This is a genomic window from Acinetobacter sp. 25-47-130 (assembly GCF_056779705.1).
On the sequence record NZ_JBWYII010000003.1, the window covers coordinates 25,196 to 52,016 of the forward strand.

General features: G+C 39.7%; 23 protein-coding genes. 15 read left to right on the top strand and 8 right to left on the bottom strand.

Annotation, left to right across the window (positions count from 1 at the left end; translation table 11 throughout):
• The first annotated feature begins 396 nt into the window (after positions 1-396).
• The 10 genes from sdhC (at position 397) to AC1M83_RS05905 (ending at position 12,872) form a co-directional block, all read left to right on the top strand.
• On the top strand, positions 397-795 hold the full coding sequence (sdhC, locus tag AC1M83_RS05860; protein WP_179997761.1) for a succinate dehydrogenase, cytochrome b556 subunit: 399 nt from the start codon (positions 397-399) through the stop codon (positions 793-795).
• Positions 795-1,160 carry a succinate dehydrogenase, hydrophobic membrane anchor protein gene (gene sdhD, locus AC1M83_RS05865; RefSeq protein WP_035268511.1) on the top strand — a complete coding sequence of 122 codons (366 nt, stop codon included), beginning with the start codon at positions 795-797 and terminating at the stop codon, positions 1,158-1,160. Before sdhC ends, sdhD begins: the two co-directional genes overlap by 1 nt.
• A 12-nt stretch (positions 1,161-1,172) precedes the next feature.
• Complete coding sequence (gene sdhA / locus AC1M83_RS05870; RefSeq protein ID WP_035268510.1) at positions 1,173-3,071, top strand: succinate dehydrogenase flavoprotein subunit; 1,899 nt, start codon at positions 1,173-1,175, stop codon at positions 3,069-3,071.
• Between the two features lie 14 nt (positions 3,072-3,085).
• Entirely contained in the window at positions 3,086-3,796 is a 711-nt protein-coding gene (locus tag AC1M83_RS05875) for a succinate dehydrogenase iron-sulfur subunit (protein ID WP_035268507.1), read from the top strand.
• 738 nt (positions 3,797-4,534) lie between these two features.
• On the top strand, positions 4,535-7,357 hold the full coding sequence (locus AC1M83_RS05880) for a 2-oxoglutarate dehydrogenase E1 component (protein WP_035268518.1): 2,823 nt from the start codon (positions 4,535-4,537) through the stop codon (positions 7,355-7,357).
• 17 nt (positions 7,358-7,374) lie between these two features.
• Positions 7,375-8,586, top strand: coding sequence for a 2-oxoglutarate dehydrogenase complex dihydrolipoyllysine-residue succinyltransferase (odhB, locus tag AC1M83_RS05885; RefSeq protein ID WP_092766828.1), 1,212 nt, complete (start codon positions 7,375-7,377; stop codon positions 8,584-8,586).
• A 60-nt stretch (positions 8,587-8,646) separates the two neighbouring features.
• Positions 8,647-10,080 (top strand): dihydrolipoyl dehydrogenase, encoded by a 1,434-nt coding sequence (gene lpdA, locus AC1M83_RS05890; protein ID WP_035268502.1) that lies wholly within the window; start codon positions 8,647-8,649, stop codon positions 10,078-10,080.
• A gap of 167 nt (positions 10,081-10,247) precedes the next feature.
• A complete protein-coding gene (sucC, locus tag AC1M83_RS05895) occupies positions 10,248-11,414 on the top strand; it encodes an ADP-forming succinate--CoA ligase subunit beta (protein WP_035268500.1) in 1,167 nt (388 codons plus the stop codon).
• Positions 11,415-11,426: 12 nt separating this feature from the next.
• Positions 11,427-12,317, top strand: coding sequence for a succinate--CoA ligase subunit alpha (gene sucD / locus AC1M83_RS05900; RefSeq protein ID WP_035268498.1), 891 nt, complete (start codon positions 11,427-11,429; stop codon positions 12,315-12,317).
• Positions 12,318-12,392: 75 nt separating this feature from the next.
• The gene (locus AC1M83_RS05905; RefSeq protein ID WP_051586602.1) at positions 12,393-12,872 is read left to right on the top strand and encodes a hypothetical protein; all 480 of its coding nucleotides are present in this window, start codon (positions 12,393-12,395) and stop codon (positions 12,870-12,872) included.
• 4 nt (positions 12,873-12,876) lie between these two features.
• On the opposite strand, the gene rsmD is transcribed toward AC1M83_RS05905, so the two are convergent.
• Together rsmD and mrdA are read right to left on the bottom strand one after the other, a co-directional pair.
• Positions 12,877-13,428 carry a 16S rRNA (guanine(966)-N(2))-methyltransferase RsmD gene (rsmD, locus tag AC1M83_RS05910; RefSeq protein WP_035268497.1) on the bottom strand — a complete coding sequence of 184 codons (552 nt, stop codon included), beginning with the start codon at positions 13,426-13,428 and terminating at the stop codon, positions 12,877-12,879.
• Complete coding sequence (mrdA, locus tag AC1M83_RS05915; protein WP_481590220.1) at positions 13,429-15,519, bottom strand: penicillin-binding protein 2; 2,091 nt, start codon at positions 15,517-15,519, stop codon at positions 13,429-13,431. It abuts the gene before it with no gap.
• A gap of 236 nt (positions 15,520-15,755) precedes the next feature.
• On the opposite strand from mrdA, the gene AC1M83_RS05920 reads away from it, so the two are divergent.
• The 4 genes from AC1M83_RS05920 (at position 15,756) to AC1M83_RS05935 (ending at position 18,615) form a co-directional block, all read left to right on the top strand.
• On the top strand, positions 15,756-16,271 hold the full coding sequence (locus tag AC1M83_RS05920; protein ID WP_035268492.1) for a hypothetical protein: 516 nt from the start codon (positions 15,756-15,758) through the stop codon (positions 16,269-16,271).
• A 64-nt stretch (positions 16,272-16,335) separates the two neighbouring features.
• On the top strand, positions 16,336-17,652 hold the full coding sequence (locus tag AC1M83_RS05925; protein ID WP_035268489.1) for a DUF445 domain-containing protein: 1,317 nt from the start codon (positions 16,336-16,338) through the stop codon (positions 17,650-17,652).
• A gap of 75 nt (positions 17,653-17,727) precedes the next feature.
• Positions 17,728-18,387 (top strand): adenylate kinase, encoded by a 660-nt coding sequence (adk, locus tag AC1M83_RS05930; protein ID WP_481588925.1) that lies wholly within the window; start codon positions 17,728-17,730, stop codon positions 18,385-18,387.
• A 75-nt stretch (positions 18,388-18,462) separates the two neighbouring features.
• Positions 18,463-18,615, top strand: coding sequence for a hypothetical protein (locus AC1M83_RS05935; protein ID WP_171076785.1), 153 nt, complete (start codon positions 18,463-18,465; stop codon positions 18,613-18,615).
• Here AC1M83_RS05935 and nth read toward each other — a convergent pair.
• Together nth and AC1M83_RS05945 are read right to left on the bottom strand one after the other, a co-directional pair.
• Entirely contained in the window at positions 18,612-19,313 is a 702-nt protein-coding gene (gene nth, locus AC1M83_RS05940; protein WP_481590221.1) for an endonuclease III, read from the bottom strand. The two genes, AC1M83_RS05935 and nth, sit on opposite strands and share 4 nt — an antisense overlap.
• Positions 19,314-20,105, bottom strand: coding sequence for an RnfABCDGE type electron transport complex subunit B (locus tag AC1M83_RS05945; RefSeq protein WP_481590222.1), 792 nt, complete (start codon positions 20,103-20,105; stop codon positions 19,314-19,316).
• Between the two features lie 335 nt (positions 20,106-20,440).
• Here AC1M83_RS05945 and gdhA point away from each other — a divergent pair, with 335 nt between their 5' ends.
• Positions 20,441-21,784, top strand: coding sequence for an NADP-specific glutamate dehydrogenase (gene gdhA / locus AC1M83_RS05950; RefSeq protein WP_035268479.1), 1,344 nt, complete (start codon positions 20,441-20,443; stop codon positions 21,782-21,784).
• Between the two features lie 51 nt (positions 21,785-21,835).
• On the opposite strand, the gene AC1M83_RS05955 is transcribed toward gdhA, so the two are convergent.
• From AC1M83_RS05955 to lon, 4 genes are all read right to left on the bottom strand, one after another.
• Positions 21,836-22,612, bottom strand: coding sequence for an META and DUF4377 domain-containing protein (locus AC1M83_RS05955; RefSeq protein WP_035268475.1), 777 nt, complete (start codon positions 22,610-22,612; stop codon positions 21,836-21,838).
• Between the two features lie 153 nt (positions 22,613-22,765).
• Positions 22,766-23,542, bottom strand: a complete 777-nt coding sequence (locus tag AC1M83_RS05960; RefSeq protein WP_481590223.1) for a DODA-type extradiol aromatic ring-opening family dioxygenase — start codon at positions 23,540-23,542, stop codon at positions 22,766-22,768.
• 100 nt (positions 23,543-23,642) lie between these two features.
• On the bottom strand, positions 23,643-24,125 hold the full coding sequence (gene rlmH / locus AC1M83_RS05965; RefSeq protein ID WP_035268469.1) for a 23S rRNA (pseudouridine(1915)-N(3))-methyltransferase RlmH: 483 nt from the start codon (positions 24,123-24,125) through the stop codon (positions 23,643-23,645).
• A 156-nt stretch (positions 24,126-24,281) separates the two neighbouring features.
• Positions 24,282-26,708, bottom strand: coding sequence for an endopeptidase La (lon, locus tag AC1M83_RS05970; protein ID WP_180027935.1), 2,427 nt, complete (start codon positions 26,706-26,708; stop codon positions 24,282-24,284).
• Positions 26,709-26,821 lie beyond the last annotated feature (113 nt).

Below are 26,821 nucleotides of genomic sequence, written 5' to 3' on the forward strand. Positions count from 1 at the left end.
TTTGAGAATTAATTTTCTTTAAGTTTTTGAAAAATAAAATAAATATTATATTTCTTAAAAAAATATATTTTTGTAGTGAGTTGTGCTTTAGTCTAATTAAGACAAATCGAACATTTGAGTTCAGTAACACTAAATTAAAATAAATTGATATAAATATTAATGGCTTAGTGTTTGTATTTAAATGGAGAGATGACTTAACTGTAAGAAAGTAGATGTAAATGATTCTTATTTAAAAATATTTTATGGTTGACGCCTGCTTCGTAGGTTTGTAATTTGAAATTGCACGTTTTATAATTCCGTGTCGTATAAAGGTTTAGACAATTTATTTGTCTAACAAATGCCAGCTTTCCTTCGAATTAATTCCAACAAACTCCGGATGGAGTTTTTAACTACAGGATGCCCGCTGTGAAAAGCAACAGACCTGTCAATTTGTCCATGGGTCAAGTTTTAGACGTAAACTTAAAATCCCCTGTGGCTATTGCATCTATTTTACACCGTCTTTCAGGTGTCATCGTATTTTTACTCGTACCAGTTCTTTTATGGATCTTAGACAAATCATTGTCTTCTCCTGAGGGCTTTGCACAAGTTCAAGCTATTTTTGATAGCTTTATCGTGCGCTTCATCGTATGGGTATTTGTCGCTGGCTTAATCTACCACTTCATCGCAGGTATCAAGCATTTGCTTGCTGATATGGGTATCGCTGAAGAGTTACAAAGTGGTCGTGTAGCAGCAACAATCGCATTAATTTTATCTGCAATTGGTATCGTTGCATCATTTGTATGGATCGTACTCTAATGAAAAGTGCTACTGGTTTAACGGGTTCAGGTTCTCGCGATTGGTTTATCCAGCGTGTAAGTGCTGTAGTTTTAGCTGTTTATACTGTTGTGGTGTTTGGTTGGATCCTTTGTAATGGTGGTTTCAACTTCGAACAGTGGTACGGCTTTATGATGACATTACCGATGAAGATTTTATCTTTATTGGCAGTCTTATCTCTTGTTGCACACGCATGGATTGGTATGTGGCAAGTATTCACTGACTATGTGACGACTCGTCAAATGGGTCCATCAGCATCAGGTTTACGCCTTGTACTGACTTCAGCAGTTATTATTGCTGTATTTGCATATGCGATCTGGGCAATCCAGATTTTTTGGGCGAATTGATAGGAAACAATCATGGGCGCTATAAACCCTAAAGAAGATTATACAAATATTCCACACGAAACTTTCGATGCTGTCATCGTTGGTGGTGGTGGTTCTGGTATGCGTGCTTCTTACCAACTTGCTCAAGCTGGTTTGAAAGTTGCGGTATTGACTAAAGTATTCCCAACGCGTTCTCACACTGTGGCTGCACAGGGTGGTATTGGTGCTTCTCTTGGTAACATGCAAGAAGATAACTGGCACTACCATTTCTATGACACAGTAAAAGGTTCTGACTGGTTAGGTGACCAAGACGCAATTGAGTTTATGACTCGTGAAGCGCCACAAGTTGTATATGAACTTGAACATCTAGGTATGCCATTTGATCGTAACGCTGACGGCACAATTTACCAACGTCCATTCGGTGGTCACTCTGCGAACTATGGTGAAAAAGCTGTTCCTCGTGCTTGTGCTGCTGCCGACCGTACAGGTCACGCACTTCTTCACACGCTTTATCAAAGCAACGTGAAAATGGGTACACAATTCTTCGTAGAATGGATCGCGCTTGATTTGATCCGTAATGAAGCAGGTGATGTACTTGGTGTTACAGCAATTGACCAAGAAACAGGTAAAATTGCAGTATTCCAAGCGAAAGCAACATTGTTCGCAACGGGTGGTGCTGGTCGTGTTTACCGCGCATCTACAAACGCATATATCAACACTGGTGACGGTCTTGGTATGGCTGCTCGTGCAGGTATTCCATTACAAGATATGGAATTCTGGCAATTCCACCCAACGGGTGTTGCAGGCGCAGGCGTATTGTTAACTGAAGGTTGTCGTGGTGAAGGTGCAATCCTTCGTAACAAAGACGGCGAACCGTTCATGGAGCGTTATGCTCCAACTTTGAAAGACTTGGCACCACGTGATTTCGTATCACGTTCTATGGACCAAGAGATCAAAGAAGGCCGTGGTTGTGGTCCTAAAGGTGATTATATCCTTCTTGATATGACGCACTTGGGTGCTGATACGATCATGAAACGTCTTCCATCTGTATTTGAGATTGGTAAGAAGTTCGCGAACGTTGACATCACAAAAGAGCCAATTCCTGTTGTACCAACAATCCATTACCAAATGGGTGGTATTCCAACTAACATTCATGGTCAAGTTGTTGTTCCTGAATCGCGTGAAACTACTCCGCTAGAAGCACATTACGACAAAGATAGCGATACTTATTCTACCAATGCTGCGGATCGCAATTTCACTAAACCAGTGAAAGGTTTCTATGCGATTGGCGAATGTTCATGTGTGTCTGTACATGGTGCTAACCGTTTAGGTACAAACTCATTGCTTGACTTAGTTGTATTTGGTAAAGCTGCTGGCGAACATATCATTGACTATGTGACTAAGCATCACGGTGATGAATATGCGCCGCTTCCAACAACTGTGCTTCAGCAAACTGTCGAGCGTATCCGTCGCTTAGATGAGTCAACTTCTGGTGAGAATGCGCAAGAAGTTGCTGATGCAATTCGCGATATCGTTCAAGATCATGCAGGTGTATTCCGTACAACTGAACTTCTTGAAAAAGGTGTGAAAGAGATTCTTGCACTTGAGCCTCGTATCCGTAATATCCACTTAAAAGACAAATCAAAAGTATTTAATACTGCGCGTATTGAAGCACTTGAAGTGGAAAACTTATACGAAGTTGCAAAAGCAACCTTAATCTCTGCTGCTGCACGTAAAGAATGTCGTGGTGCGCATACTGTTGTAGATTTTGAAGAATCTCCAGATCATCCAGCATATCCTTACGGCCGTCGTGATGATGAGTGGATGAAGCATACTTTATGGTTCTCTGCTGATAACCGTCTTGAGTACAAGCCAGTACGTTACAAGCCTTTATCAGTTGATGCTATTCCACCTAAACCACGTACATTCTAATTGGGAGAAGTAAGATGAGTAGAGGTACTCGTACATTTAATATCTACCGCTACGATCCTGATAAGGATAAAGCACCGTACATGCAAACATTCAAGCTTGAGTTGACTGATAAGCACCGTATGTTGCTTGATGCGCTACTTGCATTGAAAGTTCAAGACGAAACTTTAACGTTCCGTCGTTCATGCCGTGAAGGTATTTGTGGTTCAGATGGTGTAAACATCAATGGTAAAAATGGTTTAGCGTGCCTTTGGAACCTAAACGATTTGCCAGAAGTAATTACTATTCGTCCATTACCAGGTCTTCCAGTAATCAAAGATTTGGTTGTAGACATGAATCAGTTCTATGATCAGTACGACAAAATTCAACCGTTCTTGATTAATAATCAACCTGCACCACCTAAAGAGCGTTTACAATCTCCAGAAGAGCGTGAGCATCTTGATGGTTTGTATGAATGTATTCTTTGTGCATGTTGTTCAACGTCTTGCCCATCATTTTGGTGGAACCCTGATAAATTCTTGGGTCCTTCAGCATTATTGAATGCATATCGTTTCATTATTGATTCGCGTGATACTGCTACTCAAGACCGTTTGGCTCGTTTAGACGATCCTTTCAGTTTATTCCGTTGTAAAGGTATCATGAACTGTGTATCAGTATGCCCTAAAGGTCTAAATCCAACAAAAGCGATTGGTCACATTCGTAGCATGTTGTTAGATCAAGCTGGATAATGCTGTTCCAAAAAAAGCACACTTAGGTGTGCTTTTTTTTTAATCAAAACTTGATGTTAAATTTAGTTTTCGAGATATTTTGGTTGAAGTGGTTAGATTTGCCCCAATCATAAAAAAATATGCACTTTAGGGATAAATGAAAACGTTTTGCATCTGCAAATATCTTTTTAAAATGTTAAGATATCGGTTTTATGATCCAAGTTGCATGTATTTAAATCTATAATTTTAGGCTTTAGTCTAATAATTATGAATTTTAATAGAATTTATCTAAATGCACCTTATATTATCTCAATGGTTTATAGTTGTATTTAGCTAATTTATGAATGGTATGTGTCAATAAAATCAGTTTGAAGTGAAGTTCATGGTAGGATTTGAACAAAATTTTTAGCATGAATATTATTCAATCTGTACATTAAATCAACATTTTGGTGGTTTGGTGTTAAGCTGAAAGCAGGGATAATCAAATTGAAAAGTTGCTTTAGAAAAGACTAATATTTTTATTTTTTTCTAAGTCAATTTGCAAAAATTGCTCGATAATTTTATCGAGTATAAAGATGAGTGATGATGCCAATGAGGGCGTTATGATTCGTCATTGGTATTAGAAACTCTCTAATGCTATACGCCCCATGGTCTTTTGTACCAGATGGGTGAATGTCAATTTACCGATTTGGCATTATCAATCATGGGCGAGCTTAGAAAGCTCCCTGTAATGTTTTGCAATAGGAAATGGGTCCACAAATGCAAGAAGTTGCTGACGCATTGCGTCTTGACACTGAACTTTCCGCTGACAGTGCAGCGTATATTGAAGAACTTTATGAGCAGTATTTAGTTGCTCCAGAATCAGTCGGTGCTGATTGGCAAGAATACTTTGGTAAGTTCCCAAAAGGGGATCAACCACACAGCAATGTACGTGAGCAATTCCTTTTATTGGGTCGTAACTCAAACCGTATTCAGCCTGTCGTTCAAAGTTCAGTTAGTTCTGAGCACGAGCGTCGTCAGATTGGCGTATTACAATTAATCGCTGCATACCGTAACCGCGGTCATCAAAAAGCAAAATTAGATCCATTAGGTTTGGCAAAACGAGAAGAAGTGCCTGATCTTGATCTAGCGGCTCATGGTTTAACCAAATCTGACTTAGATACTGTATTCAATACAGGTAATCTTGCAATTGGCAAAACTGAAGCAACTTTAGGTGAAATGGTCAATGCGATGGAGGCGACGTATTGCGCTTCTATTGGTGTTGAATATATGCACATTGTTGACACTAAAGAGAAACGTTGGATTCAACAACGTCTTGAAGGTGTGAAAGGTCAATTTGGTTTTTCAGCAGAACAAAAGAAACATGTTCTTGAACGTTTAACTGCAGCTGAAGGCTTAGAGAAATACTTAGGCAATAAGTATGTTGGGGCTAAGCGCTTTGGTGTGGAAGGCGGTGAATCTTTCATTCCGATGGTTGATGCTGTTATTCAACGCGCAGGTTCTGTGGGATGTAAAGAAGTTGTGATCGGTATGCCACACCGTGGTCGTCTCAACTTGCTTGTCAATATCATGGGTAAAAACCCAGCAGATCTTTTCGGTGAATTTGAAGGTAAATCACTTCACAAGAAAGGTTCTGGTGACGTTAAGTATCACCAAGGTTTCTCGTCAAACGTAATGACTCCAGGTGGCGAAGTTCATTTGGCATTGGCATTTAACCCATCACACTTAGAAATCGTAGGGCCTGTAGTTGAAGGTTCAGTACGTGCTCGTCAAGTTCGTCGTAAAGACATTGGTGGTGATGACGTATTACCCGTAATCGTACATGGTGATGCTGCATTTGCTGGTCAAGGTGTGAACCAAGAAACCTTCCAAATGTCACAAACACGTGGTTATACGGTAGGTGGTACAGTTCATATTGTTGTCAATAACCAAGTTGGTTTTACAACATCAGATCCACGTGATGCACGTTCTACTGAATACTGTACTGATATCGCGAAAATGATTCAGGCACCAATCTTCCATGTGAATGGTGATGATCCTGAAGCTGTATTGTTTGTTGCTCAACTTGCACATGATTTCCGTCATACTTTCCGTAAAGACGTTGTTATCGATATGTTCTGTTACCGTCGTCGCGGTCACAATGAAGCAGATGAGCCAGCAGCAACTCAGCCAATGATGTATCAAGTCATTAATAAGAAAACGACGACTCGTGCATTATATGCTGACAAATTAGTACAAGAAGGTGTAATTGATCGTGCGACTGCTGATCAGATGATCGAAGATTACCGTGCTGATTTAGAAGCAGGTAAACATGTTGCGAATGCACTTGTACTTGAACCGAATAAAAAAATGTTCGTTGACTGGACGCCATACTTAGGTCATGAATACACTGACGTTTGGGATACTACTTTCCCTGAAGAGCGTTTAAAAGAACTTGGTCGCAAAATGCGTGAGCTTCCTGAAGGCTTCGTGATGCAGCGTCAAGTTTCTAAGGTGATCGATGATCGTCTTAAAATGCAAACTGGTGAAATGCCATTGAACTGGGGTGCAGCTGAGACTCTAGCTTATGCTTCGTTATTGGACGAGGGTTATCTTGTTCGTTTAACTGGTGAAGATGTTGGTCGTGGTACATTCTCGCATCGTCATGCGAAGCTTCATAACCAAGTAGACGGTTCGACGTATATTCCACTTTGCCATATTAAAGAAAATCAACCGCGTACAGCGATTTATGACTCATTATTGTCTGAAATGGCAGTATTGGCATTCGAATATGGTTATGCAACAACTCTACCTAAGAGCTTAATTATTTGGGAAGCACAATTTGGTGACTTCGCGAACTGTGCTCAAGTTGTTATTGACCAATTCATTGCTTCTGGTGAGACAAAGTGGGAGCGTGTTTGTGGTTTAACGATGCTTCTTCCACATGGTTTTGAAGGTCAAGGCCCAGAACACTCATCTGCACGTTTAGAGCGTTTCTTACAGCTATGTGCTGAAGAAAACATGCAAGTGATGACGCCTACAACTCCTGCACAGATTTTCCATGCTTTACGTCGTCAGGCGATTCGCCCAATTCGTAAACCAATGATTATCATGTCTCCAAAGTCATTATTACGTCATAAATTAGCGGTATCTAATCTTGATGAATTAGCGAACGGCACTTTCCAAACTGTGATTGATGAAGTTGATAACATTAATAAGTTGGATGTGACTCGTGTAGTGCTTTGCGGTGGTAAGGTTTATTACGATTTACTTGAAAAACGTCGTGAAAATGAATTGAACAACACTGCTATTGTTCGTGTTGAACAATTGTACCCATATCCAGAAGCACGTTTAGCGGAAGTACTTGCACAATATCCAAATATGAAAGAGCTTGTTTGGGCGCAAGAAGAACCGAAGAACCAAGGCGCATGGTTATTCATCGCACCACGTTTATACGAAGGTGTTATGAAGTCAGGTCAACAAATTCAAATCAGCTATGCAGGACGTGAAGCATCTGCTGCACCGGCTTGTGGCTCACCATATTTACATGCAAAACAACAAGCACAACTCGTTAACGAAGCGCTTGCGATCGTAGCAGAATAATCAGGAGAATCTTAAGAATGGCAACCGAAATTAAAGCACCGGTATTCCCAGAGTCAGTTGCAGACGGAACAATTGCAACTTGGCACAAACAACCAGGTGAAGCGGTATCACGTGATGAAGTGATCTGTGATATCGAAACGGATAAAGTTGTACTTGAAGTTGTTGCTCCTGCAGATGGTACGATTGCAAATATCATTAAAGGCGAAGGCGACACAGTTCTTTCTGATGAAGTAATTGCTACATTTGAAGCAGGTGCTGTTTCAGGTGCTTCTCAAACTCAAGCTGTTCAGTCTGAAGAGAAAGTTGAACAAGCTGCGGCTGCTACAGAAGCGGGTGCTGCTCCGGTTGTTGAACGTGCTCAAGCTCCTGTTCAAGACCAAGCTCCAGCTGTTCGTAAGGCATTAACTGAAACTGGTATCAATGCATCAGAAGTTTCAGGTACAGGTCGTGGTGGCCGTATCACTAAAGAAGATGTGGCGAATCACCAATCTAAACCTGCTGCTGCACCATTAAGCGTAGCTGTAGGTGAGCGTATTGAAAAACGTGTTCCTATGACACGTCTTCGTAAGCGTGTGGCTGAACGTTTACTTGCTGCAACGCAAGAAACAGCAATGTTAACGACGTTCAACGAAGTTAACATGAAGCCAATCATGGACATGCGAGCTCAGTACAAAGATGCTTTTGAAAAGCGTCATGGTGCTCGTTTAGGCTTTATGTCATTCTTTGTTAAAGCTGCGACTGAAGCACTTAAACGCTACCCAGCTGTAAATGCTTCAATTGATGGTGATGATATTGTTTATCATGGTTACTATGACATCGGTGTAGCGGTATCTTCTGATCGTGGTTTAGTAGTTCCAGTATTACGTGATACTGATCGCATGAACTATGCTGAAGTTGAAAATGGTATCCGTGATTACGCATTCAAAGCACGTGATGGTAAGCTGGGCATTGAAGACATGACAGGTGGTACATTCACGATCACTAATGGCGGTACTTTCGGTTCATTGCTTTCAACACCAATTTTAAATACGCCACAAACTGCAATTTTGGGTATGCATAAAATCCAAGAGCGTCCAATGGCGGTAAATGGTCAAGTTGAAATCTTACCAATGATGTATTTAGCGCTTTCTTATGACCACCGTTTAATTGATGGTAAAGAAGCAGTAGGTTTCCTTGTAACAATCAAAGAATTGTTAGAAGAACCAGCTAAACTTATCCTTGATCTTTAATTCTAAAGAATAAATCCATGGGCTTAGAGCGATCCTCTAGGCCCATTTTTGGAGAGAAGAATGTCTCAACAATTTGATTTAGTAGTAATCGGCGGTGGTCCAGGTGGTTATGAAGCTGCTATTCGTGCAGCACAACTGGGTTTCAAAGTTGCGTGTATTGAAAAGCGTATTCATAAAGGAAAACCATCATTAGGTGGTACTTGCTTGAACGTGGGTTGTATCCCATCTAAAGCACTTTTAGATTCTTCACATCGTTATGAAGATACTGTTCATCATTTAGATGATCATGGTATTACAACGGGCGAAGTGAAATTCGATCTTCAAAAATTACTTGCTCGTAAAGATAAAATCGTTAACCAACTTACAATGGGTATTGATGGCCTGTTGAAAGGTAACGGCATTGAATGGTTGCAGGGTACAGGTAAATTATTAGCTGGTAAAAAAGTTGAGTTTGTTCCACATGAAGGTGAAACTCAAATTTTAGAACCTAAATATGTCATTCTTGCCTCTGGTTCTGTTCCTGTAAATATTCCTGTTGCTCCTGTAGATCAAGATCTTATCGTTGATTCTACTGGCGCGCTTGAATTCCAAGAAGTACCTAAGCGTTTAGGTGTAATTGGTGCAGGTGTCATTGGTCTTGAACTTGGATCAGTATGGCGTCGTTTGGGTGCAGAAGTTGTTGTTTTTGAAGCAATGGATGCATTTTTACCAATGGCTGATAAAGCTTTGGCAAAAGATTACCAAAAAGTATTAACTAAGCAAGGTCTTGATATTCGTGTTGGCGCAAAAGTAGCTGGTACAGAAATCAATGGTCGTGAAGTGACAGTTAAGTACACTCAAGGTGGCGAAGACAAAACTCAGACTTTCGACAAATTGATCGTTTGCGTGGGTCGTAAAGCGTATGCAGAAGGTTTATTAGCAGAAGATTCTGGCATTAAACTTACTGAACGTGGTTTGGTTGAAGTAAATGATTGGTGTGCAACTTCTGTTGAAGGTGTATATGCAATTGGTGACTTAGTACGTGGTCCAATGCTTGCACATAAAGCAATGGAAGAAGGCGTAATGGCTGTTGAACGTATACATGGTCACGCAGCTCAAGTGAACTATGACACGATTATTTCTGTGATTTATACACACCCTGAAGCGGCGTGGGTTGGTTTAACAGAAGAACAAGCTAAAGAAAAAGGTCACGAAGTTAAAACAGGTCAATTTGGTTTCGCAGCGAATGGTCGTGCGATGGCAGCTGGAGAAAATGCTGGTTTCGTGAAATTTGTTGCTGACGCTAAAACGGATCGTTTGCTTGGTATGCACGTGATTGGACCTGCTGCGTCCGATATCGTTCACCAAGGCATGATCGCACTTGAATTTGTATCAAGCGTTGAAGATCTTCAATTAATGACATTTGGTCACCCAACATTCTCTGAAGTAGTTCATGAGGCTGCGCTAGCAGTAGATGGGCGAGCAATTCACGCGATTCAGCGTAAACGTAAATAACACAAAAAAGAGCGGCTGAGGCCGCTCTTTTTGCATTTGGTGGTTGTTTTTGTTTGAATAATCATCTAAAAATAGAATACTAAATTTAATAAATGCCAATATTTATTGCGAAGGAAGTTTAAATATTGGTGTGTCATAAAAAGTGAAAAGTAGTAAAAGGTAAAACAATGAATTTACACGAGTATCAGGCGAAATCGCTGTTAAAAAAATATGGTATGCCAGTTCAGGAAGGCATCATCGCTACAAATGCAGAGGAAGCAGTAAAAGCATTTGAACAGCTAGGCGGCAAATTCGCTGTTATGAAAGCACAAGTACATGCCGGTGGGCGTGGAAAAGCTGGCGGCGTTAAAGTCGTTAAGTCAGCTGATGAAGCAAAAGAATATGCTTCGCAAATTATTGGTACTCGTTTAGTTACATATCAAACGGATGCAAATGGGCAACCAGTTAACAGTGTACTCGTTGCAGAAGATGTCTATCCAGTTGAGCGTGAATTGTATTTAGGCGCAGTTGTTGATCGTTCATCACGTCGTATTACTTTCATGGCTTCTACTGAAGGTGGTGTCGAAATTGAAAAAGTCGCTGAAGAAACTCCAGAAAAAATTATTAAAGTTGAAGTAGATCCATTGGTTGGCTTACTTCCTTTCCAAGCTCGTGAAGTCGCTTTTGCTTTAGAGCTGAAAGATAAACAGATTAATCAATTTGTTAAAATTATGTCTGCAGCTTATCAAGCGTTCGTAGAAAATGATTTCGCATTGTTTGAAATTAATCCATTGTCAGTCCGTGAAAATGGTGAAATTTTGTGTGTTGATGCCAAGGTCGGTATTGATTCGAATGCTTTATATCGTTTGCCAGAAGTTTCTGCTTTAAGAGATAAATCGCAAGAAAATGAGCGTGAGCTCAAGGCATCTGAGTTTGACCTTAACTATGTTGCTTTAGAAGGTAATATTGGTTGTATGGTGAATGGAGCAGGTCTTGCAATGGCAACCATGGACATCATTAAACTCTATGGTGGTCAACCAGCAAACTTCTTGGATGTAGGTGGTGGCGCAACCAAAGAGCGTGTAATTGAAGCATTCAAGATCATTTTAGCGGATCAGTCAGTACAAGGTGTGCTGATCAATATCTTCGGTGGTATTGTGCGTTGTGACATGATTGCTGAAGCAATTATTGCAGCGGTTCAAGAAGTAAATGTAACAGTGCCTGTTGTTGTTCGCTTAGAAGGGAATAATGCAGAACTAGGTGCAAAATTACTTGATGAATCTGGTCTTAAACTAATTTCTGCAAACGGCTTATCTGATGCCGCAGAAAAAATTGTTGCTGCAGTAAAAGCATAAGGAGTATCAATCATGAGCGTATTAATTAATAAAGACACTAAAGTATTGGTACAGGGCTTTACGGGTAAAAATGGTACATTCCACTCAGAACAAGCTTTGGCTTATGGTACTAAGGTTGTGGGTGGTGTGACTCCAGGTAAAGGCGGTCAAACTCATTTAAATCTACCTGTATTCAATACAATGAAAGATGCAGTGAAAGAGACTGGTGCTGATGCATCGGTCATTTACGTTCCTGCACCATTTGTATTGGATTCTATCGTTGAAGCAGTTGACTCTGGCGTTGGACTGATTGTTGTTATCACTGAAGGTGTACCAACCATTGATATGCTGAAAGCGAAACGCTATCTAGAAACCAATGGAAATGGTACTCGCTTAGTGGGTCCAAACTGTCCAGGTGTTATCACGCCGGGTGAATGTAAGATTGGTATTATGCCAGGACATATTCATCAGCCAGGACGAATCGGTATTATTTCGCGTTCTGGTACGTTGACCTATGAAGCTGTTGCACAAACTACGAAGTTAGGATTAGGTCAATCAACGTGTATTGGTATTGGTGGAGATCCAATCCCTGGTATGAATCAGATTGATGCTTTGAAACTGTTCCAAGATGATCCAGACACAGATGCAATTATTATGATTGGTGAGATTGGTGGTACAGCTGAAGAAGAAGCGGCAGAATATATCCAATCAAATGTGACCAAACCTGTTGTTGGTTATATTGCTGGTGTGACTGCACCGAAAGGTAAGCGAATGGGTCATGCTGGTGCTATTATTTCAGGTGGTAAAGGCACGGCAGAAGAAAAATTCGCTGCGTTTGAACGTGCTGGAATGGCATATACACGTAGCCCAGCTGAACTTGGTTCAACGATGCTAGAAGTACTTAAAGAAAAAGGTCTAGCTTAATGCTTTAAGTAAAAAGCCTCCTGAGTGGAGGCTTTTTTCATGCATAATAATAAGATATAGAAACGTAAAATTAATATGATTCAAAATTTAAAACTTTATTTACAAGCTTTGATGTTTTTTTCAATTTCTGCTGTTCACGCGAATTCCTTGGATCATGATGAAAATACGAATGATCAAAATCTCATTTTTAATTTTTTTGAAGCTCAGCAAGAACTTCACTATGAGCCTGCCATAGAAGATTTAAATAGTGAACAGACCAAGATTGCAGAATTAAATGAGAAAGAATATTCGAGATTTGATGTATTGACGCATTCAATTTTTCAATCCGAACGTATTCAATTTTTTAATTTCACGGCTTTTGATCGGAATGAATTGAAGAATAAACTTGATACAGGTCATTTTGACTTATCAAATCTGGAACAATTAAGCATTACGTTTGGATATGGTGTTGAGTATTTGCTGAAACAGAATCAAACGATAGGGTACGAGTTTTTATCCTCGTTTCCCTACGATCGAGGCAGATTGATTCGGATTTTTTGGAATCAGACATTTTAAATGTCTAATCTATTTTTCGATAAAGGCCTGATTTAACTGTTCCAGCTTTGGTTTCTTTTATGAGGTGCCATGAAGAAGGTAGATTAAGTGATGACAATGGTTGATCGGCTTCGACATAAATAAATGCATCTGCTTTGAGTTTTGGGTCAATCAATGAAGCCAACTCCTCCCAAAGATTTAAACTATAGGGAGGATCTAAAAAAACTACATCGAATTGATTGTTTGAGAGTTGTTTTAGCGCGATTTGGGCAGTGCTTTGAATCAGTTTTGCATTATTCACATTTAAAAGCGCTAAGTTTGATTTTAAAAATTTATTTTGCTCTAAATTAGGTTCGATCATCGTGACATGAGCTGCCCCTCGAGATAGCGCTTCAAAACCTAATGCACCAGATCCAGCGCAAACATCTAGCACCTGCGCTTGTTGAATATCCCACATTAACCAATTAAATAAAGTTTCGCGTACACGATCTGGTGTTGGTCTTAAACCCTCAATAGTGGCAAAAGGTAATACACGGCGTTTCCATTCACCACCAATGATGCGGAGTTGATTTTTCATTTATTGACTCGTGTTACGTTGAGTGTCAGTGTTTGCATTCGTTGCATTCGTTGCATTCGTTGCATTCGTTGCATTCGTTGCATTCGTTGCATTCATTGCATTCGTTGCACTGTTGCTGTTACGTGATGTTTGGAGTTCACGAGGAAGTGCATTTGGATCGGCTGATAAATTACTAGATCCGCTAGGTAATTCACCAGGCTTAATGCCTGCTGTCATTAAGCCGCCGCTGACAACATGATTCATCGGCTTTATTGGCTTACGATCACGATGGAGTAACCAATAATCTAATACAGGACGTGCGAGCGCGGTTGCTCCTGAACCTCCACGACCATTTTCCCATATCACTGCAATCGCTATTTCTGGGTTGTCGGCAGGGGCGAAGCCTACAAATAAGCCGTGATCGAGTTGACGTTCAGTTAATAAAGCTTCGTTATACTTTTTACCTTGCGCAATACTCTTGACCTGAGCGGTACCTGTTTTACCCGCAATTTGATATTGCAGTCCACCACGAATCCCTTTACCTGTTCCAGATTGGATCACATCCACCATGGCATCACGCATCTTAATCCAATCTTCATCAGTACCATTGAAGGCAATTTTATAATCTGGTGCATTGTGGACTTTGAATTGCTTTGTTCCTTTGGTTTCACGCAATACATGCGGTGTAACATGGGCGCCATGATTTGCGGTAATTGCAGTTGCCATCGCGAGTTGTAAAGGGGTAGAAGTGAATGCACCTTGCCCAATACTGACTGAGATTGTTTCACCTTTGAGCCATTTAGAATTGCGAGTACGCATTTTCCATTCTGGCGAAGGATACAAGCCTGTGCTTTCGCTAGGGAGGTCTACACCCGTTTTCTCACCAAATCCAAACTGACGCATCCATGTGTTCATACGATCAATCCCCATCTGGTAAGAAAGAACGTAATAGTAAGTATCACAAGAGACAACAATGGACTTGTGCATATTGACTACACCATGCCCCGTTTTTTTCCAGTCGCGGAATTTGTGAGAGTCTCCTGGTAAGTGGAAATAACCTGGATCTGAAATAGCAGTTGACCAATCGACAATACCGTAGTGAATACCCCCTAATGCAGCCATAGGCTTAATGGTAGAACCTGGTGGATAGGTCCCTTGAACTGCGCGGTTATACAACGGCTGATCTAAATTGTCACGCAGTGCACTATAGTCTGTATGACTGATACCAGTCACGAATAAATTGGGGTTGAAACTCGGACTCGAAACGAGTGCCAAAATTTCACCTGTACGTGGATCCATTGCAACAATTGCACCACGACGCCCCGCAAGTTGCTCAGCAGCTACTGTTTGGAGACCATAATCAAGTGATAAATAGAGGTCATTACCGCGTACAGAATCTTTACGCCCTAATTTCCGTAAGACATTACCAAATGCATCTGTCTCAATAGATTCAAAGCCAGGTGAACCATGCAACAGGTCTTCGTAAAATTTTTCTACGCCAATTTTACCGATCAGGTTGGTGCCTGCGTAAGCATCTTTATCAATGCTTTTAAGTTCTTTATCATTAATACGACCGACATACCCAATAACATGGGCAAATAATTCACCATGTGGGTAATAACGCGTCATTTGGGTTTCAATGGAAACACCAGGAAATTTAAACTTTACTTCGCTAAATTTAGCGATATCTGTTTCAGTTAAGTTTAGTTTAAGCGTTACACGTTCAGTCTTTTTTGCGGTTTTTACACGACTCATGAAGCGTTCGATGTCTTCTTCGCTCAAGTCAATAATCTTTCTAAGGCGTTCTACTGTATCTTCAATATCAGGTACATCCGCTTTACTTAATGTAGCCGTAAAAACTGGATAATTGTCAGCCAGTAGAATGCCGTTACGATCAAAAATATAACCGCGGGCAGGGGAAATCGGTTGTAAACGAATTCGGTTTTTGTCCGATGCATCTTTAAACTGGTCGTAATGCACAATTTGCAAATAAGCATATCGAGACAATAGAACAAGTAAAAAAAAGATTACCACGCAAATAGCAAACACCACTCGACTACGAAAAATTCGCTTTTCTTGTTGTACATTCTTCAGTGGGAACTGCTGCTTCATAGATCTTTACTTTTTTGCGGGTAAAAGCTGACTTTATATCTAAGTATTTTAACTCAGATTGACTATAAAATTTGTAAAATTAATAAATAGTTCGTATGTTATAAAAATTAAAATTTGACCAAATAGACACTAATTTTAAAGCTTGTTGTATATAAGAACGAAAATTATTCTGTTAAAGTCGAATCACTATGGATGAATAATAATATTGTTCTCAGTTTGAGAAAATGGAGAAAATAATGAGAAAAATCGTTTCCTTTGCTGTCATGATGTGGGTAGGGAATTTAGCATACGCAGATTTTTCATCGTTTTATCCTGAAGCAAAATTGAAACCAGAACAATTTTCTAAAATAAATGTGGGTGCTGGTGTTACACAACGGTTAGCGCATGGGAATTTAGAATACGTCACTCCATACGGTATTGGATACGGAAAGCTTGGCGCTTTCTTAAATGACGACCACGATGTGGGTGCTCAAGTCGGTTTTCGTTACCCAATAATTCTCGGAACTAAGGACTTAAATGGATTTTATTTAGGTGCATTTGCTGGTCATCTAAAATCAAAAACAGTCAATGGTGAAAAGGAATCTCAACTCGGTGGTGGTATAGATTTATCTTATGTCATGCTGAATAAAGAAAGAATTAGTACATTTAGTGTAGGGATAAAAGCAGGAGAGGAAATCACGCAAGGAAACCAAGTGATTTTTGAAACTAAACCAGAACTACAGTTTGCTTACACCTTAAGTGTAGGATTTTAGAAAGCTTTATGGTTTTATACCTCAAGTTCGACTGCAATTAGATATATGAATATGAGAGTCATGAATGTTTGGATATGTGAGTGATTTGTGGCAAGCCTTCGTCAATCGACCTGATTTTTATGCAGTACTGAGTATTATCCCAGTAACCGCATTTGTGACTTGGGCTCACGTCTGGATGGCACTCAAGATGGTGTTTTATCCAATTAAGTTTTGGGGGTTTCACTTAGGTCCGCTTCCGGTGGGATGGCAAGGAATTGTTCCACGTAAGGCAGGACGTATATCGGGTATTATTACCGACAATACACTATCAAAACTTGGCTCCTTACGAGAGTTCTTAGATGCGATGGATCCCGAGGATACTGCTCGTATCATTGGTGAACAGGTTGGCTTTGAGTTAGAGCACTTAATTGATGAAGTGATGATGGATCGCAATGCGGTTCTATGGGAAAACTTACCTTACTCAATCAAGAGACGTATTTATGCGCAAGCACATAAGCAACTTCCAAATGTTTTGAAAGAGCTCGTAACCGAATTAACTTTAAATGTTGAGTCGCTCGTGGATATGCGTGCGATGGTAGTGAGTCAAATGGAAGGCGACCGTCAATTGATGGTCAATATGTTCCTAAAAGTGGGTCAAAAAGAAATTAACTTCATTTGGCATATCAGTGCATTAATCGGTATGTTCTTCGGTATCTTCCAAATGATCGTTTGGTTTGTGGTGCCTTGGCATTGGACTGTACCATTCTGGGCAGCAATTTGGGGCTTTTTAACAAATTGGATTGCAATTTGGATGGTATTTAATCCAGTTGAACCACACTATATACGTTATCCACAATTCTTTGAATTAACGAAAGATCGTAAATTCCCTTGGATAAAACCTGTCATTCCACGCATTGGTTCTTATAATATTCAAGGTGCGTTTATGAAGCGCCAAGAAGAAGTATCTGATGTATTTGCCCGTGTAGTGACTGAAGATTTGATTACATTGAAATCTATTATGATGGAAATGATGTATGGTGGAAAAAAAGACAAAACACGCCGTATTGTTAAACGTCATATCAATGAAATCATGGAAACACCATTGGTTCGTACATCATTACAGCTATCTTTAGGTCCAAAAGAGTATGCAAAACTCAAGACAGACTTGATCGATCGCTCAATTGAAATTACGATGGTGCCTGTATGCGACCCAGCTTTTAATGCGAGCCGCGCACAGAAAATCTATCAAATGTTTAAAGAACGTATCCGTGAATTAACGCCGCGCGAGTTTCAAAATCTATTACGTCCTGCATTCCAGGAAGACGAATGGATCTTAATTGTGCTAGGTGGGGTAACAGGTTTCTTCGCGGGTCTGATTCATTTATTTGTGGCTTTCTTATAAATAGATGCTGGATTGGTGCCTACCAAAGACATTAACCAAGTATCGTCGATATAGTTAAAATGAGGATGTTTATTTATGCGCATTATATTACTCGGACCACCTGGAGCAGGTAAAGGTACTCAAGCTCAGTTGATCTGCAAGCGCTACAATGTCCCACAAATTTCAACCGGTGATATGCTCCGTGCTGCAATTCGTGAAGGAACTGAACTCGGTCTACAGGCAAAATCTGTAATGGACAATGGTGGTCTAGTTTCTGACGAACTGATTATTGGTCTGGTTAAAGAGCGTATTGCACAACCAGATTGTGCAAATGGTTGTATCTTTGATGGTTTCCCTCGTACGATTCCTCAAGCTGAAGCTTTGGAAAAAGAAGGCATTGATATTGATCACGTGATCGAAATTGATGTGCCTGATGAAGAAATCGTTAAACGCTTATCGGGTCGTCGCCAACATCCAGCATCAGGTCGTGTTTATCATATCGTTTACAACCCACCAAAAGTGGAAGGCAAAGATGATGAAACTGGTGAAGATTTAGTTCAGCGTCCAGATGACCAAGAAGAAACAATTCGTAAGCGCTTGGCTTCGTATCATACTGAAACTGAACAGTTGGTTGGCTTTTACCAAGGGCGTGCAGCTTCAGGTGAAAATGCGCCAACGTATGATAAGTTGAATGGACTTCGTCCTATTGAAGAAGTTCAAAAAGAACTTTTTGCAATTTTAGATCAAACTAAATAACCATTATTCAGCTTTGACAAAAAAGAAGCCCTAAGTCATATTAGGGCTTCTTTTTTATGATGTGAAGGTAAACAAGTGCAAAATATTGCCATTATTTTATTGATGCTTGCATGCTTGGCAGTATTGTCTTTTTTGGTATTTATAAGTTTTAAATTACTTCGCGATAGTCAAAAACAGATGAAATTAGATAAAGAGAAAAAAGATCAAAAAAAATCTCTTGATCGTTAAACCTGTTTTAAATCGATCTGTCTTGTCGCTCCATATTCGAAACGTTCAGGCCAGTTGCACACATCACTCACAACACACTGATTGCACTTTGGCTTCCGCGCAATACAGCAATAACGTCCATGTAAAATTAACCAATGATGAGCGTCTACAATAAACTCTTTTGGAATCACTTTAACTAGACGGTGTTCAACTTCGAGTACATTTTTTCCTATCGCAAGTCCAGTACGATTACCTAATCGAAAGATGTGGGTATCAACGGCCATGGTTGGTTGACCAAAAGCGGTATTTAATACCACATTTGCAGTTTTTCGACCTACGCCCGGAAGTGCTTCTAAATCAGCGCGGTTGTGAGGAACAATACTGTTGTGTTGTTTAATCAATATTTCACAAGCTTTGATGACATTTTCAGCTTTAGAGTTATAGAGACCTATTGTTTTAATATAAGATTTTAATCCTTCTACACCTAAGGCATAGATTGCTTCAGGTGTGTTTGCTACAGGGAAAAGCTTATCTGTGGCCTTATTTACGCTTACATCAGTGGCTTGTGCTGATAAGGTCACAGCAACTAACAACTCAAAGGGTGAAGAATAATTCAGCTCTGTTTTAGGGTTTGGGCGTTGAGCTCTTAATCTTTCAAAAAAAATTTGAATTTGCTTTTTTGTCATGTTTTTTACAGTTTTAGGTGTTTTAACGTTCATTTAAACACCCTCAATTGAATTGAGTTTTTCATATAAAGTATTGAGTTGCTCTTGCTTATCGACACTCTCACGTACAGCAAGTTGTTTTTCAAGCTTTTTAATTTGTGTACGTAATTTGGCAAGTTTGATTGTAGATTTTGCATCTAATGTCTTATGAAGCGCTGTTTTTTTTATCGTTTGAATAGTAGGTACTGATTGTAATTGTTTTGAAAACTGAGCAAAAAGCGCAGTATCAATTTCAGCTTTAACGACAGGACCTTTGCGATGAAGACTGCGATTTTCCTCACGTTGAATATGAGCATAATAACGATTTCTAAGATCATTTTGTTCTAGGATGCGGGCTTGCTCATTTGGTATGGGCTGTAAATCTTCAACAAGATCGATACAGTCAACTGGACAAGGTGGTATACATAATTCGCATCCAGTACAAAGATCAGTTAACATAGTATGCATTAACTTTCCTGATCCAATGATGGCATCTACAGGGCAAGCACTGATGCATTTAGTGCAACCAATACACTCGTCTTCACGTATGATCGCTTTCATACGTTGTGGGCGACCATCAGATTGAATTGGCCAAACGCTTTCTTCAGCTTTAAGCTTAGGGCGATTCAGTAAGTGAGCAATTGCGTCAGCAACAGGTTGACCGCCAGGGACACATTTATTCGCGTCTTCTCCTTCTACAATAGCTTTAGCATAAGGTAAACAACCATCACGGTGGCCACATAGACCACATTGGGTTTGAGGTAGGAAAGCATCAACTTGTTGTATCAATGAGATTTGTGCGTGCATGTACGTTAAAACTTAATCAAGCGAAAGGAGATCATAGGTGCGAAATATGAATGATTTTAACATGATTAGTGTTAGTTTGGGGTGCGCTGTTATGGGTCATTTATCGCGCAATAAAAGCGCCGAATAAGCATTAATCCATAATTAAAAGTAATGAATTTGATAATTTAAAATTATCAAATACTATAATTAAGTAATTGAAATTAAAAAAATATTAAAAAAAATTATGAAAACTATTGTACAGTGCCTGTAAAAGATATTTAATACTTTGCGCCAAAACTTATCAATATATTGAAATTTTGACCAATTTTGATCCATTTTCTGCTGAGGATTAAGCGTTGAAATACAACAGCCTTAACGACTTCCTAGACTACGTTAAAACACGTGATGCACATCAACCAGAATTTCTTCAAGCTGTTGAAGAGGTGATGACAAGCTTATGGCCTTTTATTGAAAAGAACCCTAAGTATGCAGCTCATGGTTTATTAGAACGTTTAGTTGAACCTGAACGTGCGATTCAATTCCGCGTTTCTTGGGTTGATGATCAAGGTCAAACACACGTTAACCGTGCGTTCCGTGTTCAGTACAACTCAGCAATTGGTCCATTCAAAGGTGGTATGCGTTTCCACCCTTCAGTGAACCTTTCAATCCTAAAATTCTTAGGTTTTGAACAGACTTTCAAAAATGCGTTAACTACACTACCAATGGGTGGTGGTAAAGGTGGTTCTGATTTTGACCCTAAAGGTAAATCAGAAGGCGAAATCATGCGTTTCTGCCAAGCACTCATGATCGAGTTATACCGTCACTTAGGTTCTGACACAGATATTCCTGCGGGTGATATTGGTGTTGGTGGCCGCGAAGTTGGTTACATGGCGGGTATGATGAAGAAACTCAGCAATGACACTTCATGCGTATTTACAGGTAAGGGTTTAACTTTTGGTGGTTCACTAGCGCGCCCTGAAGCAACTGGTTACGGTACAGTGTATTTCGCTGAGGAAATGCTTAAGACTCGTAACGACAGTTTCAAAGACAAGGTAGTTACAATCTCTGGTTCGGGTAACGTTGCACAGTTTGCTGCTGACAAAGCAATGTATTTGGGTGCAAAAGTTGTTTCACTTTCAGATTCAGCTGGTACTGTATACATTAAAGACGGTTTAACTCCAGAGCTTTTAGCTGAAGTAATGGAGCTTAAAAACGTTCAACGTGGTCGTATCTCTGAGTTTGCAGCGAAGCATGGTTTTGAATATCTTGAAGGGCAACGTCCTTGGGGTATTAAGTGTGATATCGCACTTCCATGTGCCACACAAAATGAATTAGATGCTGATGATGCGGATAAATTGCTTGCAAATGGTGTGATCTGCGTAGCTGAAGGCGCAAATATGCCTTCTACACTTGCTGCAGTTGAAAAATTCGTTGATGCAAAAATTCTATATGCGCCAGGTAAGGCATCTAATGCAGGTGGTGTTGCAACTTCTGGGCTTGAAATGTCTCAAAATGCGCTTCGTTTAGGTTGGTCTTTCGAAGAAGTAGATGAGCGTTTACATGCAATCATGAAAGAAATTCACCGTAACTGCGTAAAATTCGGTACTCAAGAAGATGGTACTGTGAATTATGTAGATGGTGCGAACATTGCTGGTTTCGTAAAAGTTGCTGATGCGATGTTAGCTCAGGGTGTATTCTAATAATATATTCAAAAATAAAAAAACCGAGGCTTAGCCTCGGTTTTTTATTCTTTATAAAGAACCTTTTACAGCTTCACGCTCTACAGCCATATCAAAAATATAAGCATACTTTGATTGATCTGCAGCAGGATTTTTAATTTCATAACGTTTTACACGAATGATTTGACGTTCATTCGGACTATGTGAAAAACCTTCAATTTGATCGTAGAATAAAGTCCAGTCTTTATCGACTTGCGTTTTAATACCACTATCGTTGTATTTTATTTCTCTGACTTGTAGACAAGTTTGGGGAGCTACACCTGTACATTGTTTAGTTTCTGGCGAAATTTCAAGAAATATGGTTTCACCTTGAGTTTTGTATTTGGTTTCAGGTGTCATTTTACCCGTGAAGATAATCTTTTCACCATTCGGCTGTACCAAAGTCAACGTTGGATTATCACGATCATTTAAATTAAGCACGAAAGGAACAGCAGCTTGGGAAAATAGATTTCCAGCAAAGCGTTCTTGTTCGGCAGCCAAACCATTACATCCCTTCATGGTAGATGCAAGTTGAGCAGCTACGATAGTATTGTTTTTTAGCTCAAACCCGCCAAATAAAGTATTGCAGCTCGTATGAATTGAAAGTTTTTTATCAGTGGTGAAGTTTAAAGTGATTGGTTGAGGCGCATTTTGTGGATTGGCTTGCCATTGGTATGCAGAGAGAGTTTGATCAGCATTTTGTTGTTGAAGCACAGACACAGCTAAATCCCCAGCTTTTTGTAGATCGGAAGTCTGACACGCAGCAAGTGTGATAGGCAAAATAGCCAAGGCAATTAATTTTAATTTCATAACAAGTTTTCTAAATTGTATTGATCAGAAGAAGGATAACGCAGGGCATTTAAAAAAATATGGATACATTCTGCACTTTTCAGTATCAAAATGTATCCATTGATCGATGATTAATTCGTGATGGTCATTTAAAAAATGATATTTTATTTTCTCTCAATCAAAGCGATAAATATCCATTCCTAAAGCACCCATGGTAAAACTACTATGTACAATGCTAAAACGATCACCAGTGCCCATAGAGAAAAATAAAGGTGCAAAGTGTTCTATCGTAGGGTGGTTACGATGAACATAAGGAATCGTATTCCACGCTAAAATAGCAGGATAATCCGAATGAGTGAGCTGCTGCACCACGTAGTTTCTAAAAGTTGATGCCCATTCTGGAACTTCACTCGTTTCACCATGCCAAGCAAGCTCTCTTAAATTATGAGTAATGCTTCCCGAGCCAATTAATAATATTTGCTGATCTCTTAATTGAGCGAGAGCTTGACCAATTTTAAATATCGCTTCAGCAGACATCGTCATGGGTAAAGAGATTTCGACTACGGGGATATCAGCTTCTGGATACATATGTAATAAAGGCATCCATACGCCATGATCACGAGGTCGTGTACTATTGGCATGTGCAGTAATTTGTGCCTCAGCGAATAAATTTAAAACTTGTTCAGCAACATCTGGAGCACCAGGGGCAGGATAGCGAATTTCATAGAGTTCATCTGGGAAACCTCGAAAATCGTGCCATGTTTCAGGTCTAGCCCCTGTACTTACTTCGAGTGCATTGCTTTCCCAATGCGCAGACATGACGATTATCGCTCTAGGTTTGGGCAAATTGAGACTCAAGCGATGTAAAGCTGGACCAACCTGTTCAGGATTCAAAGCCAGCATTGGAGAGCCATGTGAGATGAATAAGCCAGGTAGCGTTTGAATAGTCATGAGGGTAGTTCCATTCTTAGATGTATGAGGTGATCATCGCAAATTTTAGAAATCAGAGTAACCATTTAAATTTGAACATCATGTTGCAAATTCGGAACGATTATCCAGCACGATGGTACGGATGGTTATGATTAATGCTCATGGCACGGTACAGTTGTTCAATCAACAGAATGCGAACCATAGGGTGGGGTAGCGTTAATTTAGATAAAGACCAGTGCCAAGCAGCAGCTTTACGAACTGCATCAGAATGTCCATCAGGTCCACCAATCGCGAGCACAACATCATTCCCTTCAAGCATCCAACCTTTCATGGTTTCAGCTAATTTTTCTGTACTAAACTCTTTTCCTCCCACTTCAAGTGCAATTAAAAGTTCATTTCCTTTCAGTGCATTTAAAATGCTATCGCCTTCGATATTACGGTATTTTAAAATATCAGCTTCAGAGTCATTCTTTCCGCGTTTCGCCATAGGAAGCTCAACAATTTGAGTTTGTACAAAAGGTTGAATTCTTTTGAAATAATCTTCAAAACCAGTAAGAACCCATGCTGGCATTTTTTGACCAATGGTCAAGATACGAATTTTCATGAAAATGTGTCACTAGAAGTTTCACGATATTATACATTTCAAAGTGATGAATTTATAAAATCAAAAGTTAAAACATAATGAGTTGTTAAATTTGCATCCATTGATATCTTATAAAAAAAGAGAGCCTAAGCTCTCTTTCTTCAGTTAAAAGACCGATTAGTGTCGTGCAGATTTTGATTCGTCAACTGCTTTCACAATGGGTGTTTTTACTAATGGTTTAGGCATAGAGGTTAATGCTAGTGGTAAAATTTCATCAATTGATTTTACAACTTTGATATCTAAACCTTCTTTCACATTATCAGGAATTTCGACTAAATCGCGTGCATTTTCCTGTGGAATAAAGACCATTTTTACACCGCCACGATGCGCAGCCAGTAATTTTTCCTTTAAACCACCAATACGCATTGCACGTCCACTCAAGCTAGTTTCACCAGTCATTGCAATATCAGGTCGAATCGCAATGCCAGTAAACGCTGAAACTAATGCTGTCGTCAAAGCAAGACCAGCTGAAGGACCATCTTTAGGCGTAGCGCCTTCAGGTAAGTGCACGTGAATATCGGTTTCTTCAAAGCGAGTAGAATCGATACCCAAAGCATCAGCTCGTGTACGCACTACGGTCATCGCTGCAGTAATAGACTCCTTCATAACATCACCTAAAGAACCAGTGGTTACGAATTTGCCTTTACCTTTCATTGCTGCAACTTCAATTGTCAGTAGTTCACCACCAACTGAAGTCCAAGCTAGACCATTAACACGACCGACTTGAGCTTCTTCTTCCGCCATACCAAAATCGAATTTATGTGGCCCTAAGTAGTCAGGTAGATTTGCAGAATTAACTTCAATTTGAAGGTTTTTCGCTTTTTTACTAACCGCTTCTTTAACCACTTTACGTGCGATTTTAGAAACTTCACGCTCTAAACTTCGAACACCAGCTTCACGTGTATAGCGTTGTACGATATCTCGAATTGCTTCTTCATGTACACTCAATTCCTTAGCACGTAAGCCATTATTCTTGATTGCTTTAGGTACTAAGTAACGCTCAGCAATGTTGATTTTCTCTTCCTCTGTATAACCAGGAAGGCGAATGACTTCCATACGATCTAACAAAGCTTCAGGAATATTCATACTGTTTGCAGTACAAATAAACATGACTTCAGATAGATCAAGATCAAGATCGAGATAGTGATCGTTGAATTTGTGATTCTGTGAAGGATCAAGCACTTCTAACAAGGCAGATGCAGGATCACCACGATGATCTTGAGCCATTTTGTCAATTTCATCGAGTAGGAATAAAGGGTTTTTTACACCGACTTTAGAAAGTGATTGCACAATCTTACCTGGCATCGCACCAATATAAGTTCTGCGATGTCCACGAATCTCAGCCTCATCACGAACACCACCAAGTGCCATTCGAACGAATTCGCGACCTGTTGCTTTAGCTACAGACTCACCTAATGAGGTTTTACCTACACCAGGAGGACCTACGAGACACAATACTGGTCCACGTAGTTTTTTTACACGTGACTGAACAGCAAGATATTCAACGATACGTTCTTTAACTTCATCCAAACCATAATGATCAGCATCAAGAATATCTTGAGCTTTAGCAAGATTGATACTTACTTTGCTCGCCTTATTCCATGGTGTATCTAAAATAGTTTCGATGTAATTACGAACTACGGCTGCTTCACTCGATGCAGGCTGCATTGCTTTGAGCTTACGGAATTCACCTTCTGCTTTTTTACGAACATGCTCAGGAAGATCAGCTTCAGCTAAACGTTTTTCAATCTCTGCGATATCATCTTCAGCACCGCCATTCATGTCAGAAAGTTCACGCTGAATAACTTTCATTTTTTCATTTAGAAAATATTCGCGCTGATTCTTTTCCATTTGACGTTTTACATTGTCATGTAAATTTTGCTCAATCTGTTGTTCTTCAGACTGTTGAAGCAAATAAGTCATTAACTCTTGTAAATGAGCTTCAAATTCATCGTGTTCGAGGAATTTTTGTTTCACTTCGATATTTAACGGCACGCGTGTTGCGACGAAGAACATGAGTTGCAATAAATCATCGATTTTATTTGCAGCATTAATTAACTCACGCGCATTACGTAGTTTTGCTTCAGCGTATTGGCTGAAAAGACCACGTAATTCTTCGAGGCGAGTTTGTTGAGTTGACGATTCCATACGGATCGTCATTGGGCTAAGGCTGTGCTCAGCTTCTAAATAATCGTTTTGATCGTAAATATTAATCAATTTAGAGCGATAAATACCCTCGATTAAAACCTTAATGCAGTTTTCATCGTTCTCATGATTTACGACTTGCACAATCTTCGCGACAGTACCGTATTGATATAAATTGTCGTGATCAATTTCTTCTGTAAGAGAATCTTGTTGAGCTACTACAAAAACTAAATTGTCACTGTTACGAGCTACATCAACTGCTTTAATCGATTTTTCACGGCCGACAAAAAGCGCAATTTGCATGTGTGGATAAACCACAACATCACGCAAAGCTAATAGCGGTAACACGCTAGGGGTCTGAAGTTCTAAGTTTTCTTCATTCATAATAATATCAGTCATGAGCACTCCTAATGAGTGACAACGGTGTTGCCATATTTTTATAGTGATGTGTAATTTAAAAAATACAAGGGTGAAAATCGATAAAATTCGATTTATTTCTACTAATCTTGATA

Coding starts and splice junctions, on each gene's coding strand:
- sdhC (WP_179997761.1), top strand. CDS start 397: ATGCCCGCTGTGAAAAGCAACAGACCTGTCAATTTGTCCATGGGTCAA.
- sdhD (WP_035268511.1), top strand. CDS start 795: ATGAAAAGTGCTACTGGTTTAACGGGTTCAGGTTCTCGCGATTGGTTT.
- sdhA (WP_035268510.1), top strand. CDS start 1,173: ATGGGCGCTATAAACCCTAAAGAAGATTATACAAATATTCCACACGAA.
- AC1M83_RS05875 (WP_035268507.1), top strand. CDS start 3,086: ATGAGTAGAGGTACTCGTACATTTAATATCTACCGCTACGATCCTGAT.
- AC1M83_RS05880 (WP_035268518.1), top strand. CDS start 4,535: ATGCAAGAAGTTGCTGACGCATTGCGTCTTGACACTGAACTTTCCGCT.
- odhB (WP_092766828.1), top strand. CDS start 7,375: ATGGCAACCGAAATTAAAGCACCGGTATTCCCAGAGTCAGTTGCAGAC.
- lpdA (WP_035268502.1), top strand. CDS start 8,647: ATGTCTCAACAATTTGATTTAGTAGTAATCGGCGGTGGTCCAGGTGGT.
- sucC (WP_035268500.1), top strand. CDS start 10,248: ATGAATTTACACGAGTATCAGGCGAAATCGCTGTTAAAAAAATATGGT.
- sucD (WP_035268498.1), top strand. CDS start 11,427: ATGAGCGTATTAATTAATAAAGACACTAAAGTATTGGTACAGGGCTTT.
- AC1M83_RS05905 (WP_051586602.1), top strand. CDS start 12,393: ATGATTCAAAATTTAAAACTTTATTTACAAGCTTTGATGTTTTTTTCA.
- rsmD (WP_035268497.1), bottom strand. CDS start 13,428: ATGAAAAATCAACTCCGCATCATTGGTGGTGAATGGAAACGCCGTGTA.
- mrdA (WP_481590220.1), bottom strand. CDS start 15,519: ATGAAGCAGCAGTTCCCACTGAAGAATGTACAACAAGAAAAGCGAATT.
- AC1M83_RS05920 (WP_035268492.1), top strand. CDS start 15,756: ATGAGAAAAATCGTTTCCTTTGCTGTCATGATGTGGGTAGGGAATTTA.
- AC1M83_RS05925 (WP_035268489.1), top strand. CDS start 16,336: ATGTTTGGATATGTGAGTGATTTGTGGCAAGCCTTCGTCAATCGACCT.
- adk (WP_481588925.1), top strand. CDS start 17,728: ATGCGCATTATATTACTCGGACCACCTGGAGCAGGTAAAGGTACTCAA.
- nth (WP_481590221.1), bottom strand. CDS start 19,313: ATGAACGTTAAAACACCTAAAACTGTAAAAAACATGACAAAAAAGCAA.
- AC1M83_RS05945 (WP_481590222.1), bottom strand. CDS start 20,105: ATGCACGCACAAATCTCATTGATACAACAAGTTGATGCTTTCCTACCT.
- AC1M83_RS05955 (WP_035268475.1), bottom strand. CDS start 22,612: ATGAAATTAAAATTAATTGCCTTGGCTATTTTGCCTATCACACTTGCT.
- AC1M83_RS05960 (WP_481590223.1), bottom strand. CDS start 23,542: ATGACTATTCAAACGCTACCTGGCTTATTCATCTCACATGGCTCTCCA.
- rlmH (WP_035268469.1), bottom strand. CDS start 24,125: ATGAAAATTCGTATCTTGACCATTGGTCAAAAAATGCCAGCATGGGTT.
- lon (WP_180027935.1), bottom strand. CDS start 26,708: ATGACTGATATTATTATGAATGAAGAAAACTTAGAACTTCAGACCCCT.